Below are 19,391 nucleotides of genomic sequence, written 5' to 3'. Positions count from 1 at the left end.
TGCTTCAAACTGCTTATCCAAAAATCACTCCAATGGCATTTTATAATACTATCATAGACATTAGACAAGGTCAACGACAAATCACTCGATTTGTCAAGACCGAATTGATTTAAATATTGAATACCCTTTATCGCGGGTAACCGTCTCACATGAACCGAATACTTCTTCCATCAACTTCTTCGCGGATGGTCCGCCTTGTTTCTTTTGAATGACGACCCATAAAGCGCCGCCCACTTCAAGATGATCATACGCTTCCCGTAAAATCCGGTGAACAACCGTCTTCCCCGCCCGAATCGGTGGATTCGTCACGATCGCTGCAAACGTCTGTCCAACCACGCCAGCATATCCGTCACTTACACCGGTCGTCACGGAAACACCATTCGCACGTGCATTGTCAGCCGCAAGCTCAAGGGCCCGCTCATTTACATCTACTAAAACAGCTTCCCGTCCGGTCGTTTTCGCAAGCGAAATCCCCATCGGACCGTATCCGCATCCGACATCCAGGATAGCACCCGATACATCCGCCTCTGTGAAGGCTTCAATCAGTAGACGTGAACCGAAATCAACGCCGCCTTTTGAAAACACTCCATGATCCGAAGTGAAGCGGAACGTTTCACCACGTAAAACGAATTCCCACGACTTTGGATCCCGTTTCGAGGAGGGATCATTTGTGTAATAATGATCTGCCATGTTTCCTTCCCCTCTCTATATTAAAGTTGAAAACAAAAGAAGCCCGCAAAGCGAGCTTCTTTTGTTTTACGTGAAGAAGAAAATTACTTAACTTCTACGCTTGCGCCAGCTTCTTCAAGCTTAGCTTTGATTGCGTCAGCGTCTTCTTTCGAAACGCCTTCTTTAACTGGAGCTGGAGTTCCGTCAACGAGTGCTTTCGCTTCTTTAAGACCGAGGCCTGTCAATTCGCGAACTGCTTTGATGACGTTGATTTTACCAGAACCTGCGCTAGTAAGGATTACGTCGAATTCAGTTTGCTCTTCAGCTGCTGCTGCGCCTGCACCTGCTGCTGCTACTGGAGCTGCTGCTGATACGCCGAATTCTTCTTCGATTGTTTTTACGAGTTCGTTAAGTTCAAGAACAGTCATGCCCTTGAGGTCTTCGATAAATTGCTCTTTGTTGAAAGCCATTATGGTTTTCCTCCTTTGATTTAACCCACGTTGGGGTGTGAAAAATTGTGTGTTTGCCTATCCCGCTAAGCGGACATTAAGCAGATTGTTCTTCTTTTTGCTCTGCAATTGCGTTCGTTGCCACCGCAAGACCACGGATTGGCGCTTGAAGCACGCTGAGAAGCATCGAAAGGAGACCTTCGCGTGATGGAAGTTCCGCAAGGGCTTTGACATCTTCTACTGAAGTGACTTTGCCTTCGATGATACCACCTTTAAGCTCAAGAGCTTTGTGGTCTTTCGAGAAGTTGTTTAAGATCTTAGCTGGAGCGATAACGTCTTCATTGCTGAAGGCGATCGCAGTAGGACCTGTAAATACTTCGTCAAGACCTTCAAGATTGCTTTGAACTGCAGCACGGCGGAGGAGACCGTTTTTGTAAACTTTGAATTCAACACCCGCTTCGCGGAGTTGTTTACGAAGTTCTGTTACTTCGTCTACTGTGAGACCACGGTAGTCGACGACGATTGTTCCAGCGCTCGCTTGCATTTTCTCAGCGATCTCAGATACGAGATCCGCTTTGACAGCGATAACTTTTTCGTTTGCCATTTCTGTTGCACCTCCTGGTAAATGGAATGTACCGGCGCGAGGGGCTGCTCGATTTCAAATAAAAAGCCTCCGTCTGCCAGGCAGAGGAGGCGTAATCGTCAAAAAGGATACCTGAACAAACAGGCTCTCTGAGCAAGAACACCTCGGAAGGGTTTATGCTCAATCGATGAGCACCTTCTGTCTACGGTATGTCGAATATATCAACGTTTTATACTGTAACAGCGTTCTTAGAACGTTGTCAAGTTCGGTTTAGACGAAATTATTTCGCGAAGTCAACTGCAGATACTTTTACACCAGGACCCATTGTAGAAGCGATCGCGATGTTCTTAAGGTAAACACCTTTAGCAGTAGCTGGTTTAACTTTAACGAGAGTTTCGATGACTGTGTTGATGTTCTCAACCAATTTAGCGTCATCAAATGATTTTTTACCGACTGGAACGTGGATGTTACCAGATTTGTCGACACGGTACTCAACTTTACCAGCTTTGATATCGTTGATTGCTTTAGTGACGTCAAATGTAACTGTTCCTGTTTTCGGGTTAGGCATGAGGCCTTTAGGTCCGAGAACACGGCCGAGTTTACCAACTTCACCCATCATGTCAGGTGTCGCAACGATAACATCGAAGTCGAACCATCCTTGTTGGATTTTAGTGATGTACTCAGAATCACCAGCGAAATCTGCTCCAGCAGCTTCCGCTTCTTTTAATTTCTCACCTTTAGCAAAGACGAGAACTTTTTGTGTTTTACCAGTACCGTGTGGCAATACGACTGCTCCACGGATTTGTTGATCTGCTTTCTTCGGATCGACTCCGAGACGAACAGCAAGTTCGATTGTTTCATCGAATTTCGCAGTTGCAGACTTTTTAGTCAAATCTACAGCTTCAGCGAGTTCGTATGAAACCGTACGATCGATAAGTTTAGCAGCTTCTTTATACTTCTTACCCATTTTAGGTTCCTCCTTTGTGGTTGTGCGGAAAATCCTCCCACATAATGAAAGGGTAGCAAGGCTTCAAGTAACTATCCGCCTGCGACCCTCATCGTTGTTCATTGCAATCAAAAGACTCAGTCTTCGATTACGATACCCATAGAACGTGCAGTACCTTCAACCATCAACATCGCTGTTTCAACAGATGCTGCGTTGAGGTCTGGCATTTTCGTTTCAGCGATTTCGCGAACTTTGTCACGTTTGACAGTCGCTACTTTCTTACGGTTAGGCTCGCCTGAACCGCTCTCGATTCCAGCTGCTTTCTTCAAGAGAACTGCTGCTGGTGGAGTTTTAGTAATAAACGTAAATGAACGATCTTCAAAAACCGTGATGACTACAGGAATAATCAAGCCGGCTTGGTCTTGTGTACGAGCGTTGAACTCTTTACAGAAGCCCATGATGTTCACACCTGCTTGACCGAGTGCCGGTCCAACTGGTGGAGCTGGGTTTGCTTTGCCCGCAGGAATTTGAAGTTTAACTAGTTTCATAACCTTCTTCGCCACGAGACACACCTCCTTAATTCTTTAATGTGGTTTAATTGGACGTTGCGCGTCCTCCCACTCATTCTATTCGACGAGTAATTTACCGAAATAAGCACAACATCAAACAGGAAAAATTGTACCATTAAAATAAAAGTTTCGCAATAGGAAACTTAGTCAATCTTCTCAACTTGTGAGAAATCGAGCTCTACTTTCGTTTCACGACCGAACATATCGACAGAAACTTTCATTTTTTCAGCTTCTGTTTCAAGCTCTTCGATCGTACCTTCCAGGTTCGCAAAGACGCCTTCTTTGATCCGTACGATTTGTCCCATTGTAAAGTCATAACGACTCTTCATGTCGACAAGTCCCATTGATCCGAGAATGTTTTCTGCTTCTTCAGGAAGAAGTGGTGTCGGTTTCGAACCGCCGCCGACCGAACCGAGGAATCCCGTGACGTTCGGTGTGTTACGGACGACATACCAAGAATCATCCGTCATGACCATCTCGACGAGGACATACCCCGGGAAGATCTTGATTTCACGTTCCTTGATTTTCGTTTCACCTTTTTTGTTTGTTACTTCTTCCTGTACCGTTTCGATTGGAACGAGTACACGGAAGATTTTCTCGTCCATGTTCATAGATTCAATCCGACGTTCAAGATTTGCCTTGACGTTATTTTCGAATCCAGAGTACGTCTGGACAACAAACCATTGCTTATCCATGGTACGTCACCTCTTCTTTTTACTTAATCAACCAACTCATGAATGCGCTGAGCCCTGAATCGACACCGAAGATGAAGACACCCATAAAAATGACCATACCGATTACGGTCAGTGTATACTTCGTCAGTTCTTTTCGTTTTGGCCAGCTCGTCTTTTTCAGTTCATTCCATACGTCACGCAAAAATTTCATCGTACTTTCCCTCCAGGATGTATTAAATAGGGACAGATGAAGCCTTATTTCGCTTCTTTATGAATCGTATGCGCGTTACAGCGGCGACAGAACTTCTTCAGTTCCAAGCGGATGCTGACATCCTCTTTTTTCATCGTCGTGTAGTCGCGGGCACCGCAAATATCACAAGCAAGGCCTACTTTCTTCGCCATCTCAAACGACCTCCTTCTTTGCCACTCCTTCTCTTCAAGAAGAGAACCCTCTCTCCAAAAAAGAGCGTAAAAAAAAACGCCTATGAGCGGCGTCTCGCTAGTAAGGCGCTATTTATACAGTAGCACACCCGGATAACGGGGTCAATCCACCTCTCGATCAGACCGTCAGTTTTCGCGCTTCGAGATACCGTTCCAGCTTTTTCTTTACGCGTTGAAGGGCATTATCGATGGACTTGACATGACGATCGAGATCGTCGGAAATTTCTTGATAGGTTCTTCCGTCGAGATAAAGCGCAAGCACCTTGCGTTCCAGATCACTGAGAATCTCATCCATCTTGCTTTCGATATCCGCATACTCTTCCCGGTTGACGATCAACACTTGCGGATCCGACGGGGCGGTCGATGTAATGATATCGAGCAACGTCCGTTCCGACTCATCATCGTAAATCGGTTTATCAAGCGAAATGTATGAATTAAGCGGGATATGTTTTTGACGTGTTGCGGTTTTAATCGCCGTAATCATCTGCCGGGTAATACACAGTTCAGCAAACCCTTTAAAGGAAGCCAGCTTATCCGTCCGATAATCCCGGACTGCCTTATACAGACCAATCATGCCTTCTTGGATGATATCTTCGCGGTCCGCTCCGATCAAAAAGTAAGACCGTGCTTTTGCACGCACAAAGTTCCGATACCGCTCGATCAGAAATTCGAGCGCATCACTGTTGTCAAATACCTTCGCCTGTTCCACAAGCGCCTCATCGGTCATGCACTCAAACTGGTCGAACGAAACCAAACTCATCCGTCATCCCTCCAAGCTTCTCTAACAAACTAATCGATTGTTTCTAATTATACAATAATTTCCTGCCCTGCGACAATGAAAATTGGCATGACCTCTTTTTTGTTCCCGGAATGACCGGAACACCTCACGCACCCGGATCAAAAAAAAGCGGATTCCACGACTGCATCGTGAATCCGCTTTTCCGTTTTCATCATGAATCTGAATTTTTGCGCCGCCGGATTTCTTCGAGCCGTTCAATGACATCAGCCGGCATATCGATTGTCGAACGTGGTTTTTGACTCGTTTTTGACGTAATGGTCTGTCCGCGGATCACGGCGACCGCCGCCTTCCAGTCCCGGCGCAGTTCCTGTGCTGAAACCCGTAAGGCACCGAGTGTGAAGATGACCCATTGTTCGGTGAAATCGTTTGTTGCGACCGTCAGTTTAACCCGGATATCCTGTAACCATTCCGCTGCTGTTTTTTCAATCCATTCATCCGCCGTTTCGTTTTCCCGTGTGTAAATGACTTCGATACCGCTTTTCTTAATTCGGGATTCCCGTCCCGGTTGCAGATAGGCATCAAAGACGATCGTCACACTGATTCCCGTCACAGCTTGGTACTCGGCCATCGCATCGACCAATCGTTCCCGTGCTAATTCAAAATCCTGCTCCCGCAATGTCCGGAACTCCGGCCATGCGCCAATGATATTGTAGCCATCAACGATCAGACGGTCGTATTTCATCGCGAATACGGCTTTCTTGTCCGGTAGACCTCATATAACAACAATGAGGCGGCAACGGATGCGTTGAGTGACGTGACGTGTCCTGCCATCGGGAGATGGACGAGGAAATCGCATTTTTCGCGGACAAGCCGACTCATGCCTTTTCCTTCGCTACCGATGACGATTCCAAGCGGCATCGTTCCGTCGAGCGTCCGGTAGTCATCACTCTCGCGGGCATCCGTTCCGACGAACCAGATTCCTTTTTTCTTTAAATCTTCCATCGTCCGTGTCAGGTTCGTGACACGCACGACCGGGATGTGCTCGATGGCCCCTGTCGAAGCTTTCGCGACGACTTGCGTCAATCCGACAGACCGGCGTTTCGGAATGATGATTCCGTGGGCCCCGACAGCATCTGCCGTCCGGAGAATCGATCCGAGATTATGCGGGTCTTCGAGTTCATCGAGTAAAATCATCAACGGCGTCTCGTCTTTCTTTTCTGCAAGAGCAAAAATATCATCGAGTTCTGCATACTCGTAAGCCGCGACGGCCGCGACGACACCCTGGTGGTTGTCACTTCCCGTCAGACCATGTAATTTGGAACGTGGAACGATCTGTGTCTGGACTCCTGCCTCTTTCGCCATCGCATGGATGACGGCAAGTGGTCCTTTCTGCTGTCCTTCCTGAATGAAGAGCTTGTTCATCTCCCGACCTGACCGCAATGCTTCGAGAACAGGGTTCCGTCCGTACAGGAAGTCTTGTCCTTCCGCGAGCGGTTCAATCACGACCTCTTCCTGTTTGGTTTCAACCTTCTTCTGTTTCGGCTTTTCGCTATGCGGCTTATCTTTTTGTTTTCGTGCCGGCTGGAACGATTTATTTTCCGTCCGTTGCTTCGGCTTCGAGTAATTCGAACGCTTGTCCGATGAGTTCTTCAAGACGATCCCCTCCTTCTGCAAGATAGATATATCCAAGCAATGCCTCAAACGCCGTAGCATAACGGTACGTATGAACGTCCGTACTTTTCGGGACAGAACCGGATTTGGCGTTCTTCCCGCGCCGGACGACGGCTTGCTCTTCTTCTGTTAACGTATTTTCATTTAACCAGTGGGTCACGACGAACGCTTGGGCCTGGGCACGGACATACCGGATGGCTGCCTGATGCAGCTCACCCGGTTTGACGAACCCCTTTTCAAGCAACCGTTCCCGGACATGCATTTCGTAGACGACATCGCCCATGTAAGCGAGTGCCAGTGCATTTAATTGTTTGTAGTTCTTCATCCGCGCTTCCACCGCATCCCTTGTGCTGTATCCTCAAGCAAGATGCCTTGGTCGCGCAATTGATCACGGATTGCATCCGCCCGGGCGAAGTCGCGTTCTTTTCGTGCTGTGTCACGATCACGGATCAGCTGTTCCACTTCTTCGTCGAGCAACCCTTTTTCAATCGTCAGGGTCACACCGAGAACCGTCGACAATTCTTGGAAGACTGCCAAGAAACGTTCCAGGACTTCTTTTGCAACTTGATCTTCCCCAAGATAGAGGTTCGCTTCCTTCGACAGGTCAAACAGATCAGTCACGGCATTTGCCGTATTGAAATCATCATCCATCGATGTGACGAAATGCTGTTTGATTTCTTCAATCCGGTTCAACCATTTTTCTGTTGCCGTTCCGAGGTCAGCTGTCATCGTCAGACGATGTTCAACGTTTGCGACCGATTCGCGGATTCGTGCCAACCCGTTTGCCGCCTGATCAATCAGGTCACGGCTGTAGTTGATTGGATGACGGTACTGGACCGACAGCATGAAGAAACGCAAGACCATCGGATCGACCGCTTGAATCGCTTCGTGGACCGTCAGGAAGTTACCGAGTGATTTGGACATCTTTTCATTTTCGATGTTAAGGAATCCGTTATGCATCCAGTAGTTCGCAAACTTTTGGGAATTGCAGGCTTCCGATTGGGCAATCTCGTTTTCATGGTGCGGGAATTTAAGATCCTGTCCGCCGGCATGAATATCAATCGTATCTCCGAGATATTTTTTCGCCATCGCCGAGCACTCGATGTGCCAACCGGGACGTCCTTCTCCCCATGGACTCGTCCATGCCGGTTCACCCGGTTTTGCCGCTTTCCATAAGACGAAATCAAGCGGATCTTCTTTTTTCTCACCGACCTCGATCCGGGCCCCTGAACGGAGTTCGTCAATCGACTGTTGGCTCAATTGACCGTAATCTTTAAAGCTGCGTGTCCGGAAGTACACATCTCCGCTTGACGCGTAAGCATTTCCTTTTTTGACGAGTACTTCGATGAAGGCGATGATATCGTCCATCGTTTCCGTGACGAGCGGATGAATATCCGCTTTTTGGACATTTAACGCCCCTGTATCCGCGTGATAGGCTTCGATGAATCGTTTTGTCAGTGCGTGGTAATCTTCTCCGAGCTCATTTGCTGTCCGGATGATTTTATCGTCAACATCCGTGAAGTTCGAGACATACTTGACGTCGTAGCCCCGGTACGTAAAGTAGCGGCGGACTGTATCGAAGACGATGGCCGGACGGGCATTTCCGATATGGATGTAGTTATAGACAGTCGGTCCACAGACGTACATCTTGACCTTTCCTTCTTCAAGCGGTTTAAACGGTTCCTTTTTTCCGGTCATGCTGTTGTAAAGTTGTATCATGGCGGTGTCCTCCTTTTATTCGTTCAATCTCATATTTTAATTGTTCAAGTTCCAGTTCAACCCGTTCCTGGCATTCACGAACCGGATCGGGTAATTGATGATCAAGCGGTGCATCGACCTTGATACCGTCCTGTATCACGACACGTCCGGGAATACCGACAACGGTCGCATTGGACGGTACGTCTTTTAAAACGACGGAGCTTGCACCAATCTTCGACGAATCACCAATCGTGATATCACCGAGTACGCGTGCTCCGGCGGATACGAGGACACCATTTCCGAGTGTCGGATGCCGTTTGCCCGTTTCTTTCCCTGTTCCCCCGAGTGTCACACCTTGGAACAACGTGACATCGTCGCCGATAATCGCTGTTTCGCCGATGACGACGCCCATACCGTGATCAATGAAGAAACGACGTCCGATCGTCGCACCGGGATGAATTTCGATTCCTGTCAGGAACCGACTGAATTGCGATAGCATTCGGGCGGCGAGATGCAGATTCATTTTCCACATACGGTGGGCTAACCGGTGCATCCAGACAGCGTGTAACCCCGGATAAGTCAAGACGACTTCTATCGTACTCCGGGCTGCCGGATCCTGTTTAAATACATTGCGGATATCTTCACGCATCCGTGTCATGTTTGTTCTCCTCTCCATAAGAAAAAGCGCCTCCGTGCATCGCTGCACAGAGACGCCAATCAGCGCGGTCCCACTCTGTTTGGATGAACGAATCATCCCTCTCCGGTCCGTTAACGCCGGAGATACGTCTACGCCTACTCTCACTGATTTCGGGTAGCACTCAGAGGGGCATTTCGAGAGCGCGTCCGTTCAAGCTTTCTCACCACTCAAGCTCGTCTCTGTACAACGGACATCGTTCCTACTTTCCTCATCTACGCTTTATTTTATGCGTCCAGACGCGCAAGTACGCGATCTTTTCCTAATAATTGAATCGTGTTCGGAAGCTCTGGTCCGTGTGTTTGTCCGGTCGTTGCGACACGGATTGGCATGAACAGATTTTTTCCTTTTTGTCCGGTTGCTTTTTGAGTGGCTTTGATCGCCCCTTTGATCGCTTCCGGTGTCCATTCTTCAAGTGTCCGCAATTGGCTTGCGAATTCACTTAAGACAGCAGGAACAGTTTCTCCTGCCAAGACAGTGTTTGCTTCTTCATCATACACCAGTTCATCCTCAAAGAACATCTCTGAAAGCTCGACGATTTCCGCACCGTGCGTCATCTGTTCCCGGTATAATCCGACCAGGTTTTGTGCCCAGACAAGCTCTTCTTCCGTCGGTTCGCTTGAAACGCGTCCCGCGTCCTGCAGGAACGGCAGACTTGCTTCGAATACTTCTTCGAACGATTGGTGTTTCATGTATTGACCATTGATCCAGGCCAGTTTTTGTTGATCAAAGACAGCCGGACTTTTCGAAAGACGGGATGCATCGAAAATCTCGATGAACTCTTCTTTCGTGAAAATTTCCTGTTCGCCGACCGGTGACCAGCCAAGCAACGTCACGAAGTTGAGTAACGCTTCCGGCAAGTAACCGAGATCTTTATACTGCTCGATGTATTGAATGATCGACTGATCACGTTTCGACAGCTTTTTGTGTTCTTCGTTGACGATGAGCGTCATGTGACCGAACGTTGGATACTCCCAGCCGAACGCATCGTAAATCATCATCTGCTTCGGTGTGTTCGAGATATGGTCGTCTCCGCGAAGGACGTGGCTGATCGCCATCAAGTGGTCATCCACGACAACCGCAAAGTTATACGTCGGGATGCCGTCTTTTTTGACGATGACCCAGTCGCCGAAGTCTTTGGATTCGAACGAAACATCTTCTTTGACGATATCGTTCCATGTGTAGGTGACGCTTTCCGGTACACGGATTCGAATCGACGGTGTCCGACCTTCAGCCACGAACGCTTCTTCCTGTTCCTGCGTCAAGTTCCGGTGAGCACCTGAGTAACGTGGTGCTTCGCCGCGGGCAATTTGTGCTTCCCGTTCTGCTTCAAGCTCTTCCGATGTCATGTAGCACCGGTAAGCCAATCCTTTTTCAAGTAACTCGTCGGTATACTTTTTGTATAGATCGAGTCGCTCCATTTGGAAATAAGGACCGTACTCGCCGCCGCGACCTGGACCTTCATCCCAGTCGATGCCGAGCCATTCGAGGTACTTCATCTGACTTTCCACACCACCGTCGATGTTTCGTTTCTGATCCGTATCCTCAATCCGTAAAATCATCTTGCCGCCTGCATGTCGTGCAAACAGGTAGTTAAATAATGCTGTTCGTGCATTCCCAATATGAAGGTGTCCCGTTGGACTTGGTGCATAACGTACACGTACTTCTGCCATTACCGATTCACTCCTTTAGTCTAAAATTCGCTTACCTAGTATACCTTATTCTTCGATTCGTTTCAGCAAAATCACAGCCTGACATGCGATTCCTTCTTCACGTCCCGTAAAGCCGAGCCATTCCGTCGTCGTAGCCTTGACGTTGATCTGTTCGATATCCGCTTCCAGCAGCTCCGCGATCCGTGCCCGCATCGTATCGATGTAAGGACGTAACTTCGGTGCTTGTGCAATGACGGTCGCATCTAAATTCCCCAGCTCATAGCCTTGTGCTTTGACTAAAGCATAGACGTGTTGCAACAACTTTGCCGAATCAGCATCTTTAAATTCCGGATCCGTATCGGGGAAGTGTTTCCCGATATCCCCGGCTGCGATGGCACCGAGTGCCGCGTCCGCAATCGTATGTAACAAGACGTCGGCATCTGAGTGCCCGAGTAATCCCTTCGTATGCGGAATCTCGATTCCACCTAAAATCAGTTTGCGATCCTCTGCAAAGGCATGTACATCAAATCCTTGTCCAATTCGAATCATCATCATTTCCCCCGTTTCGTTAAAATAGCTTCTCCAAACAATAAATCGTCCGGTGTCGTCACTTTAATGTTCTCGTATTGTCCGGTAACCCAAGTCACCGTTCCTCCGTCCCATTCTATCAAACTTGCGTCATCCGTACCTAAAAATTCCGTTGCCGCTTTGGCATGGATGCTTCGGATCGTCTCTAGCTTAAAGGCTTGCGGTGTTTGAGCAGCCATTAATTGCTCCCGAGGAACCGTCTCGACAATCGTGTCGCCGTCAATCCGTTTGACGGTATCCTTAATCGGTACACCTAAAATTGCAGCGCCGGTCCGTTCCGCTGCTTCGACGACCTGCTGAATCGATGCAATCGTCACGAATGGTCGTGCCCCGTCATGAATCAACACGATTCCGGGCTCCGTCAACGCTTCCAGACCACGCTGGACGCTTTCCTGGCGTTCACGTCCGCCCGGGACAAGACGGATTGGTGTCTTATAGGGTGCTGTAATGCCTTCGAACCAGGACTGCTCGGCTGGATTGATCGCGAGAATGATTTCAAGACAAGCCGGATCCTGCTCAAAAACGTCAAGTGTCCACTCGATGATGGAACGATTTCGTAACGTCAGCATCAACTTGTTCCGATCGGCCCCCATCCGTTTCCCTGCGCCGGCAGCCGGAATGACGATCCGGTATGTGTACTCTTTCATGTAGTTCCCTCTTTTCTCATAAGTAAAGACTGCCAAAATAGATTTGGCAGTCCGCTGGTTATTTTTCTTGTGGTTTCGCAAAAATCATTCGTCCGGCAGACGTCTGTAACACACTGGTCACGACAACACCAACCGTTTTTGAAATCAAGTGTTTTCCTTCTTCGACGACGACCATCGTGCCATCCTCCAGATACGCAATTCCTTGTTTTTGTTCTTTTCCTTCTTTAATCACAAGGACTGTCATCTCTTCACCGGGAATGACGACCTGTTTGACGGCGTTCGCCAAATCATTGATGTTCAAGACCGGTACGTTCCGCACTTCGCAGACTTTATTTAAGTTGTAGTCGTTCGTGACGACGATGCCTTTCATCAGCTCAGCCAGTTTAATCAACTTGATGTCGACTTCCGGAACATCCTCAAAGTCTCCGTCATAAATCTCGACTTCCATGCCGGGAATCGATTGGAGTTCTTTAAGAACATCAAGCCCGCGGCGACCACGGTTTCGCTTCAACGTATCCGATGAATCCGCAATATACTGCAACTCGCCGATTACGAATTGCGGGACAATCAGTTTGCCTTCGACGAATCCGGTTTTCGCGATATCGGTAATCCGGCCATCGATGATGACACTCGTATCCAGGACTTTACTGTTCGACTTTGCGACAACGACGGGCTCAGCCGCTTTTTTCTCCGACTGATTGTTACTGTTACGCAAGAAGACTTTCGTCAGTTCGTGACGTTTCCGGTACCCGACCGTAAATCCGAGGTATCCGAACAAAACTGCGACAATCACAGTCAACACATTACTGAGTAATGGAATACCGACCAGTTCAATCAGCATACTGACAAGAAAAGCCATGACAAGGCCAACCAATAAGCCGAATGTGCCGAAAAATAAATCGGCGACCGGTGCTTTCACTAACTTTTCTTCTAAAAACCGGAGAAGTCGAATCACAGAATCCGTAATGAATAATCCAATTAATAAAAATATGAGTGCACCAATCGTTCCTGTTACGTATGTGGTCATCAACCATTCCGGGAAAGCCATCTTCGTCGCTGCTTCAATCAGTTGAAATAATTGAGGAAGCAACAAGATACCAAGCGCAAGACCTAATAACGCAAAAAAGATCCTGATGACGATTTTCAATCTTCCCACCTCCTTTTATTATTTTAAGTTCATTGTAACATGTATTTATTTGAATCACCTACGCCTTAGGATGGGGAAACTGTTTACATGTCTGTTACATCTTCCCCATCTTTTGCCGTAGTTGAAACCGCTTAAAATGGAATTGTTTCCCGCAATGCTTCATCGACACTTTCGACGCCGATGACCGTGATGCCGGGCGGATACGTCCATCCACCGAGGTTGTTCTTCGGAATGATCGCACGTGTGAAGCCAAGCTTCGCCGCTTCCGCGACACGCTGTTCAATCCGTGAGACGCGTCGGACTTCACCGGTCAATCCGACTTCACCGATAACAACATCCGTCGGTCGTGTCGGCTTATCGCGGAAACTCGAAGCGACCGCTACACAAATCGCTAAATCGATTGCTGGTTCATCGAGTTTGACGCCACCCGCTGCCTTGAGATAGGCATCTTGTGTCTGCAGCAACAAGCCCGATCGTTTTTCCAAAACAGCCATCAGTAACGCGACTTTATTTTGATCGATCCCCGTTGCCATGCGACGCGGGTTCCCGAACGAGGTCGGCGAAATCAAGGCTTGCAGTTCCACCAATACCGTCCGCGTCCCTTCCATCGAAGCGACAATTGTTGAACCGGATACACCGGACGTCCGTTCTTCGAGGAAAATCTCCGACGGATTCAAGACTTCTTCAAGACCCGATTCGCGCATTTCAAAAATCCCGATTTCATTCGTCGAACCGAATCGGTTTTTAACAGCCCGCAAAATCCGGAACGTGTGATGGCGCTCTCCTTCGAAGTACAAAACGGCATCCACCATATGCTCAAGCAGACGAGGTCCGGCAATCGATCCTTGTTTCGTCACGTGACCGACGATGAAGATGGCGATTCCACGACTTTTGGCGATTTTCATCAGCATCGCCGTACATTCCCGGACTTGCGTCACACTACCCGGAGCTGATTGGATTTCATCAATATAGACGGTTTGAATCGAATCGATGATCAAAAAGGCCGGGTTTTCTTCATCGACGACACGCTCAATCATATTCATATCCGTCTCACTTAAGACAAACAGATCCTGCGTCGGTAACCCGAGTCGTTCCGCCCGTAATTTCGTTTGCTTAAGCGATTCCTCACCCGATATATACAGAACCTTCTCCCCGCGTGCGGCGAGACGTGCGCTCGTCTGAAGTAAAATCGTCGACTTCCCGATTCCCGGGTCTCCTCCGACAAGGACCATTGAACCGGGGACGATTCCACCACCGAGGACCCGGTCAAATTCACCGCTGCCGGTGAAGACACGACTTTCCTCCTGGGACAGGATATTCGATAAACGTTCCGGTTTTAATTGTTTAGTCGTCGTATGCACAAAAGCGGAACCCCGCCGTGCTTTTTTCTCTTCAACGACTTCTTCAACCATCGTGTTCCATTCGCCACAGCCGGAGCAACGGCCCATCCATTTCGGAGATTCCGTTCCACAACTCTGGCAGACAAATTTCGTCTTTATTTTAGCCAAGCGATTCATCCTTTCTTTTTATCAAGAAAAAAATCCAGCTTTCGCCTCATACTTGCGAAAGCTGGACCCTGTTGATCAATTATTCGGTCGTTGCTGGTTCAGCTTGATGACGGCGGACGATGAATTCACCATCTTCGACATCAAGTGCCACCCGCTCACCTTTTTGAATATCGCCTGCGAGCAATGCTTCTGACAAGCGGTCTTCTGCTTCCCGTTGAAGGGCCCGACGGATTGGACGGGCTCCGTATTCCGGATCATATCCGATATCCGCGATTTTCGAGAGCGCAGCCGGCGTCAACTCGAAATGAACCTGTTGTTCTGCAAGGCGTTTCTCAAGCGTTTTCGCCATGAGTTTTACGATTTCTTCGATGTGTTTCTTCTCAAGTGAGTGGAAGACGATTGTTTCGTCAATCCGGTTCAAGAATTCAGGACGGAAGGCGCGTTTCAACTCTTCCATAACTTTACCCTTCATGTCTTTGTACTCACGATCCGTATCATCGGAGACCGCAAAACCAACATATTTATTGCGTTTAAGAGCACTTGCTCCGACGTTTGACGTCATGACGATGATTGTATTACGGAAGTCGACAGTCCGACCTTTTGAATCCGTTAAGCGACCGTCGTCAAGCACTTGAAGTAAGATGTTGAAGACTTCAGGGTGTGCTTTCTCGATTTCATCAAGCAGGATGACGGAATATGGTTTCCGGCGTACTTTCTCAGTTAACTGACCGCCTTCTTCATATCCGACGTATCCCGGAGGAGAACCGACAAGGCGACTTGTCGCATGTTTCTCCATGTACTCGGACATATCGATCCGGATGATCGCATCTTCGTCACCGAACATCGCTTCTGCGACAGCCCGGGCAAGTTCCGTTTTACCGACACCGGTTGGTCCAAGGAAGATGAATGAACCAATTGGACGTTTTGGATCTTTTAAACCAGCACGTGCACGACGGATGGCTTTTGAAATCGATTTAACGGCTTCGTTTTGACCGATGACACGTCCATGAAGAATTTCTTCGAGGCGAAGCAGACGATCTGTCTCTTCTTCCGCGATCTTCGTGACCGGAACACCTGTCCAGTTGGCGACGACTTGGGCGATATCGTCTTTTGTCACTTCCAGTTTCTCGTTGCCTTGCTTGTTCTGCCATTCTTCTTTTAAGCGTTCCAATTCATCTCGTAATTTTTGTTCTGTATCACGGAGACTGGCTGCTTTTTCGAATTCCTGGCTTTGAACGGCTTCATCTTTATCTTTGCGAATACCTTCAAGCTTCGCTTCGACTTCTTTTAAGTTCGGTGGTGCTGTATAAGAACGTAAACGGACTTTTGAAGCCGCTTCGTCAATCAAGTCGATTGCTTTATCCGGTAGGAAACGATCTGAAATGTAACGGTCCGAGAGTGTAACGGCTTCTTGGATCGCTTCATCCGTGATTGTCACACGGTGGTGCGCTTCATAACGGTCACGCAGACCGAACAAGATTTGTGTCGCTTCATCCGTTGTCGGTTCAGCTACTTGAATCGGTTGGAAACGACGTTCGAGTGCCGCATCTTTTTCGATGTATTTCCGGTACTCATCGAGTGTTGTCGCTCCGATACACTGGAGTTCTCCGCGGGCAAGTGACGGCTTCAAGATATTCGAAGCATCGATTGCACCTTCTGCTCCACCGGCACCAATCAATGTGTGCAATTCATCGATGAAGAGAATGATGTTTCCAGCCTGACGAATCTCATCCATGACTTTTTTCAAACGGTCTTCGAACTCACCACGGTATTTTGTTCCAGCGACGAGTGTCCCCATATCGAGAACCATGACACGTTTATTCCGTAATGTCTCCGGCACTTCATTATTGATGATTTGTTGGGCAAGACCTTCAACGACGGCTGTTTTACCGACACCGGGTTCTCCGATCAAGACCGGGTTGTTTTTCGTCCGGCGGCTTAAGACTTCAATGACACGTTGAATTTCTTTTGAACGACCGATGACCGGATCAAGACGTGTTTCCCGTGCTTGTTGCGTTAAGTCGCGTGCCAGACCATCAAGTGTCGGTGTTGCGACGCCAGATCCTGCTTGTGACGCATTCGCTGTCGTTTCGCTGTTGCCAAGCAATTGAAGTACTTGCTGACGTGCTTTCGAGAGGCTGATGCCAAGGTTGTTTAATACACGTGCTGCCACGCCTTCTCCTTCACGGATCAAACCAAGTAGAAGGTGTTCTGTTCCGACATACGAATGACCGAGTTTACGGGCCTCATCCATCGAAAGCTCGATGACTTTTTTGGCACGTGGTGTATAGTGAATCGTTGTCGCACCGTCTTGACCGCGACCGATTAAAGCTTCAACTTCCATTTGAATCTTATCTGAACTGAGTCCGAGTGCTGTTAAGGCTTTCGCCGCAATCCCGTCTCCTTCACGTACAAGTCCGAGTAAAATGTGTTCTGTTCCGATATTATGGTGACCAAGACGTACCGCTTCTTCTTGAGCAAGTGCGAGTACGCGTTGAGCACGTTCTGTGAATCGTCCAAACATCATTACGCAAAACCTCCTTGTGTGTGATCCCTGTTTGTCTGTTCGGTTAACATCTGACGAATGATGGTCGCTCGCTCGATGTCCCGTTCTCTTGATGTTAATTGTTTCCCGAAATGCTTTTGTAGAAAACCTGTTTGTAGCGATACAAGCAAATGATGGAACAAGTTCGGCGGAAGTTCGACCTCCAAACCGAGACTGTCCGCTAACCGGACATCGGATAAACGTTCCGTTGCTTCACGGGCCGTAATCAGTCGGGCCGATCGTAAAATTCCGGATGACCGGTAAAGCCGGTCTTCTAGTTCTTCTTGATACGTCTCCAATAATCCTTTTCTTGCTGCTTGTTCTGCTTCAATTAATGCTTCAACGGCAAATTGATAATCCGTAATCAACATGTCTTCACTGGCACCAAGCGTCCGTTGGTTCGACAATTGGAACATCCGGCCGGAAGCATCGCTTCCTTCACCGTAACGCCCACGAATCGCAAAACCGAGCTGCCGCAAGTGTTTAATGTACCCTTGGATTTGATTCGTCAGGACAAGTCCCGGTAAATGCAACATGACTGAAGCCCGCAGACCTGTTCCGACGTTGCTCGGACAGGTCGTCAAATAACCAAGCGTATCATCAAAAGCAATCTTAAAGCGTTCACTGATTAAACGATCGACCTGCTTCGCAACCCGAAATGCTTCTTCCAGCTGTAAACCCGGTAAAAGCGTTTGAATGCGGAAATGATCCTCTTCATTGACCATGACACTGATCTGTTCATCTTCACTTATAAAAAGTCCAGTCCGTGGATGTGTCGCCAGCGCCGGACTAATTAAATGCTTTTCTACTAAAGCAGTCCGGGTTAAAGCATCGACTTGGTCAACCCGTCCAAATTGAAAACCTTTCAACCCCGATAGTTGACGCTCAGTTTCATTGATTAACGCATTTGCCTGATCTTCTGTCATTCTTGTCGAAAATGGATAGTGGGCTACATTACGTGCTAACCGAATTCTGGTTGAAACGACAATATCATCGTAAGGTGCCTGCTGATCCATTTTTTGACTGAGAGGTTGCGTCAAGAGTTCTTCAAACATGGCGCAAATCCTCCTCCACATTTACAATTTGTTGTTTGATGATTTCTGCTTCTTCATAGTCTTCCGATAAGATTTTCCGATTCAACTGTTCCCTGAGTCGACTCAACTGCTGGACCAAACGTTTTTCGACCGACTCTTCTTCAGGACGTGAACCGTAATGTTTCGTATGACCGTGTTGAAACTGACGAATCATCCCGTCGACTTCTTCTTTAAAAAACGAATAGCATGTTGCACAACCAACTTTTCGTAAATGTAAAAGTTGTTGACGTGTCATCCCACATGAAGGACAAGCGGTTTCTTGATAGGCTTTTGCCAATTCTTTTACACAAACCGAACAAAGGATTTGTTCGGTTCCTTCTTGATCTTGTGGAAGTTTGACACGGACGACAGCTTCCCGTTCACCACACCGCTGACAACGCATACACATTCCTCCCGTGTCACAGTCGTTTAATGGTTTGCAAGACGGTTTGCATCAAATGAGCCCGCATCCGACGTTGATCTTCAAGTGCCATTGGTAGACTTTCCTTCTGTAGCAACGATTGAATCAAAATCGCTTCCCGTCGTGTCAAAAGTTGCTCATTGATTAAACGAACTAGATAGTCTTCTGCCGCTTGTTCGGTCAAATCGTTTCCAACCCACCGACTAATTTCGTCTAACAGATCATGACTATCTAAAATGACAATCTTTTGAATGCGGATATACCCACCGCCACCACGTTTACTCTCGACAAAGTACCCTTTTTCAATCGTGAAACGCGTGTTGATGACATAATTGATTTGTGAGGGTACACAATCAAATCGTTCTGCAATTTCCTGGCGTTTGATTTCGATTTTTTTCTCATCATGTAAAATCTGCTTTAAATAGGCTTCGATGATATCTGTGATGTTTTGCATGGGCACCACCTCTCTGACCATCTTTGACTATTGTTTGATTTAATAGTAATCATCTTAAAAGTGAAATGCAAACATTTAGCTTTTTAGGGTACACAAAAAGACCGACCTGCAAAATGCAGATCGGTCTCTTACTGGCCTGGCAACGTCCTATCCTCACAGGGGGAAGCCCCCAACTACTTTCGGCGTTCAAGTGCTTAACTTCCGTGTTCGGCATGGGAACGGG

Annotated in this window: 23 protein-coding genes, 1 rRNA gene and 2 other annotated features; all 24 genes read right to left on the bottom strand. The window is 47.9% G+C overall.

Annotated elements, in window-relative coordinates; all coding sequences use genetic code 11:
* Window positions 1-93: 93 nt before the first annotated feature.
* Window positions 94-690: a class I SAM-dependent methyltransferase gene (locus KNQ07_RS13330; RefSeq protein WP_214767214.1), complete on the bottom strand. Its 597-nt coding sequence runs from the start codon at window positions 688-690 to the stop codon at window positions 94-96.
* A gap of 83 nt (window positions 691-773) precedes the next feature.
* Window positions 774-1,139: a 50S ribosomal protein L7/L12 gene (gene rplL, locus KNQ07_RS13325; RefSeq protein ID WP_012368999.1), complete on the bottom strand. Its 366-nt coding sequence runs from the start codon at window positions 1,137-1,139 to the stop codon at window positions 774-776.
* A gap of 76 nt (window positions 1,140-1,215) precedes the next feature.
* Window positions 1,216-1,722: a 50S ribosomal protein L10 gene (gene rplJ / locus KNQ07_RS13320; RefSeq protein ID WP_012368998.1), complete on the bottom strand. Its 507-nt coding sequence runs from the start codon at window positions 1,720-1,722 to the stop codon at window positions 1,216-1,218.
* 50 nt (window positions 1,723-1,772) lie between these two features.
* Window positions 1,773-1,927: a sequence feature (ribosomal protein L10 leader region), on the bottom strand.
* Window positions 1,928-1,981: 54 nt separating this feature from the next.
* A complete protein-coding gene (gene rplA, locus KNQ07_RS13315; protein WP_012368997.1) occupies window positions 1,982-2,668 on the bottom strand; it encodes a 50S ribosomal protein L1 in 687 nt (228 codons plus the stop codon).
* 116 nt (window positions 2,669-2,784) lie between these two features.
* On the bottom strand, window positions 2,785-3,210 hold the full coding sequence (gene rplK / locus KNQ07_RS13310) for a 50S ribosomal protein L11 (RefSeq protein ID WP_012368996.1): 426 nt from the start codon (window positions 3,208-3,210) through the stop codon (window positions 2,785-2,787).
* Between the two features lie 149 nt (window positions 3,211-3,359).
* Window positions 3,360-3,911 carry a transcription termination/antitermination protein NusG gene (nusG, locus tag KNQ07_RS13305; RefSeq protein ID WP_012368995.1) on the bottom strand — a complete coding sequence of 184 codons (552 nt, stop codon included), beginning with the start codon at window positions 3,909-3,911 and terminating at the stop codon, window positions 3,360-3,362.
* 19 nt (window positions 3,912-3,930) lie between these two features.
* A complete protein-coding gene (gene secE / locus KNQ07_RS13300; RefSeq protein WP_012368994.1) occupies window positions 3,931-4,101 on the bottom strand; it encodes a preprotein translocase subunit SecE in 171 nt (56 codons plus the stop codon).
* A gap of 44 nt (window positions 4,102-4,145) precedes the next feature.
* A complete protein-coding gene (rpmG, locus tag KNQ07_RS13295; RefSeq protein WP_012368993.1) occupies window positions 4,146-4,292 on the bottom strand; it encodes a 50S ribosomal protein L33 in 147 nt (48 codons plus the stop codon).
* Between the two features lie 157 nt (window positions 4,293-4,449).
* The gene (gene sigH / locus KNQ07_RS13290; protein WP_012368992.1) at window positions 4,450-5,091 is read right to left on the bottom strand and encodes an RNA polymerase sporulation sigma factor SigH; all 642 of its coding nucleotides are present in this window, start codon (window positions 5,089-5,091) and stop codon (window positions 4,450-4,452) included.
* A gap of 190 nt (window positions 5,092-5,281) precedes the next feature.
* Window positions 5,282-5,812 carry an NYN domain-containing protein gene (locus tag KNQ07_RS13285; protein WP_012368991.1) on the bottom strand — a complete coding sequence of 177 codons (531 nt, stop codon included), beginning with the start codon at window positions 5,810-5,812 and terminating at the stop codon, window positions 5,282-5,284.
* A complete protein-coding gene (gene rlmB, locus KNQ07_RS13280) occupies window positions 5,809-6,573 on the bottom strand; it encodes a 23S rRNA (guanosine(2251)-2'-O)-methyltransferase RlmB (protein ID WP_012368990.1) in 765 nt (254 codons plus the stop codon). Before rlmB ends, KNQ07_RS13285 begins: the two co-directional genes overlap by 4 nt.
* Window positions 6,574-6,661: 88 nt before the next feature.
* A complete protein-coding gene (locus tag KNQ07_RS13275; RefSeq protein WP_012368989.1) occupies window positions 6,662-7,066 on the bottom strand; it encodes a Mini-ribonuclease 3 in 405 nt (134 codons plus the stop codon).
* Window positions 7,063-8,460 (bottom strand): cysteine--tRNA ligase, encoded by a 1,398-nt coding sequence (gene cysS, locus KNQ07_RS13270; protein WP_012368988.1) that lies wholly within the window; start codon window positions 8,458-8,460, stop codon window positions 7,063-7,065. The genes KNQ07_RS13275 and cysS overlap by 4 nt, the downstream gene beginning before the upstream one ends.
* Complete coding sequence (gene cysE, locus KNQ07_RS13265; RefSeq protein WP_012368987.1) at window positions 8,414-9,097, bottom strand: serine O-acetyltransferase; 684 nt, start codon at window positions 9,095-9,097, stop codon at window positions 8,414-8,416. The genes cysS and cysE overlap by 47 nt, the downstream gene beginning before the upstream one ends.
* Window positions 9,098-9,142: 45 nt before the next feature.
* Window positions 9,143-9,360: a binding site (T-box leader), on the bottom strand.
* Window positions 9,361-10,806 (bottom strand): glutamate--tRNA ligase, encoded by a 1,446-nt coding sequence (gene gltX, locus KNQ07_RS13260; RefSeq protein WP_012368986.1) that lies wholly within the window; start codon window positions 10,804-10,806, stop codon window positions 9,361-9,363.
* Between the two features lie 45 nt (window positions 10,807-10,851).
* Window positions 10,852-11,334 (bottom strand): 2-C-methyl-D-erythritol 2,4-cyclodiphosphate synthase, encoded by a 483-nt coding sequence (ispF, locus tag KNQ07_RS13255; protein WP_041261398.1) that lies wholly within the window; start codon window positions 11,332-11,334, stop codon window positions 10,852-10,854.
* Between the two features lie 2 nt (window positions 11,335-11,336).
* The gene (ispD, locus tag KNQ07_RS13250) at window positions 11,337-12,020 is read right to left on the bottom strand and encodes a 2-C-methyl-D-erythritol 4-phosphate cytidylyltransferase (protein ID WP_214767212.1); all 684 of its coding nucleotides are present in this window, start codon (window positions 12,018-12,020) and stop codon (window positions 11,337-11,339) included.
* 58 nt (window positions 12,021-12,078) lie between these two features.
* Window positions 12,079-13,167, bottom strand: a complete 1,089-nt coding sequence (locus tag KNQ07_RS13245; RefSeq protein ID WP_012368983.1) for a PIN/TRAM domain-containing protein — start codon at window positions 13,165-13,167, stop codon at window positions 12,079-12,081.
* Between the two features lie 131 nt (window positions 13,168-13,298).
* Window positions 13,299-14,675, bottom strand: coding sequence for a DNA repair protein RadA (radA, locus tag KNQ07_RS13240; RefSeq protein ID WP_234944553.1), 1,377 nt, complete (start codon window positions 14,673-14,675; stop codon window positions 13,299-13,301).
* 79 nt (window positions 14,676-14,754) lie between these two features.
* Window positions 14,755-17,202, bottom strand: a complete 2,448-nt coding sequence (clpC, locus tag KNQ07_RS13235) for an ATP-dependent protease ATP-binding subunit ClpC (protein ID WP_012368981.1) — start codon at window positions 17,200-17,202, stop codon at window positions 14,755-14,757.
* Window positions 17,202-18,275: an ATP--guanido phosphotransferase gene (locus KNQ07_RS13230; RefSeq protein ID WP_012368980.1), complete on the bottom strand. Its 1,074-nt coding sequence runs from the start codon at window positions 18,273-18,275 to the stop codon at window positions 17,202-17,204. Before KNQ07_RS13230 ends, clpC begins: the two co-directional genes overlap by 1 nt.
* Window positions 18,268-18,696 (bottom strand): hypothetical protein, encoded by a 429-nt coding sequence (locus KNQ07_RS13225; RefSeq protein ID WP_012368979.1) that lies wholly within the window; start codon window positions 18,694-18,696, stop codon window positions 18,268-18,270. The genes KNQ07_RS13230 and KNQ07_RS13225 overlap by 8 nt, the downstream gene beginning before the upstream one ends.
* Window positions 18,697-18,712: 16 nt before the next feature.
* Window positions 18,713-19,168, bottom strand: coding sequence for a CtsR family transcriptional regulator (locus tag KNQ07_RS13220; RefSeq protein ID WP_012368978.1), 456 nt, complete (start codon window positions 19,166-19,168; stop codon window positions 18,713-18,715).
* Between the two features lie 134 nt (window positions 19,169-19,302).
* A 5S ribosomal RNA gene (gene rrf, locus KNQ07_RS13215) occupies window positions 19,303-19,391 on the bottom strand; the annotation flags it as partial.

The sequence above is a fragment of the Exiguobacterium sp. s145 genome, assembly GCF_018618835.1.
Lineage (GTDB): Bacteria > Bacillota > Bacilli > Exiguobacteriales > Exiguobacteriaceae > Exiguobacterium_A > Exiguobacterium_A artemiae.
This window is presented reverse-complemented; position numbering and strand designations above follow the sequence as displayed.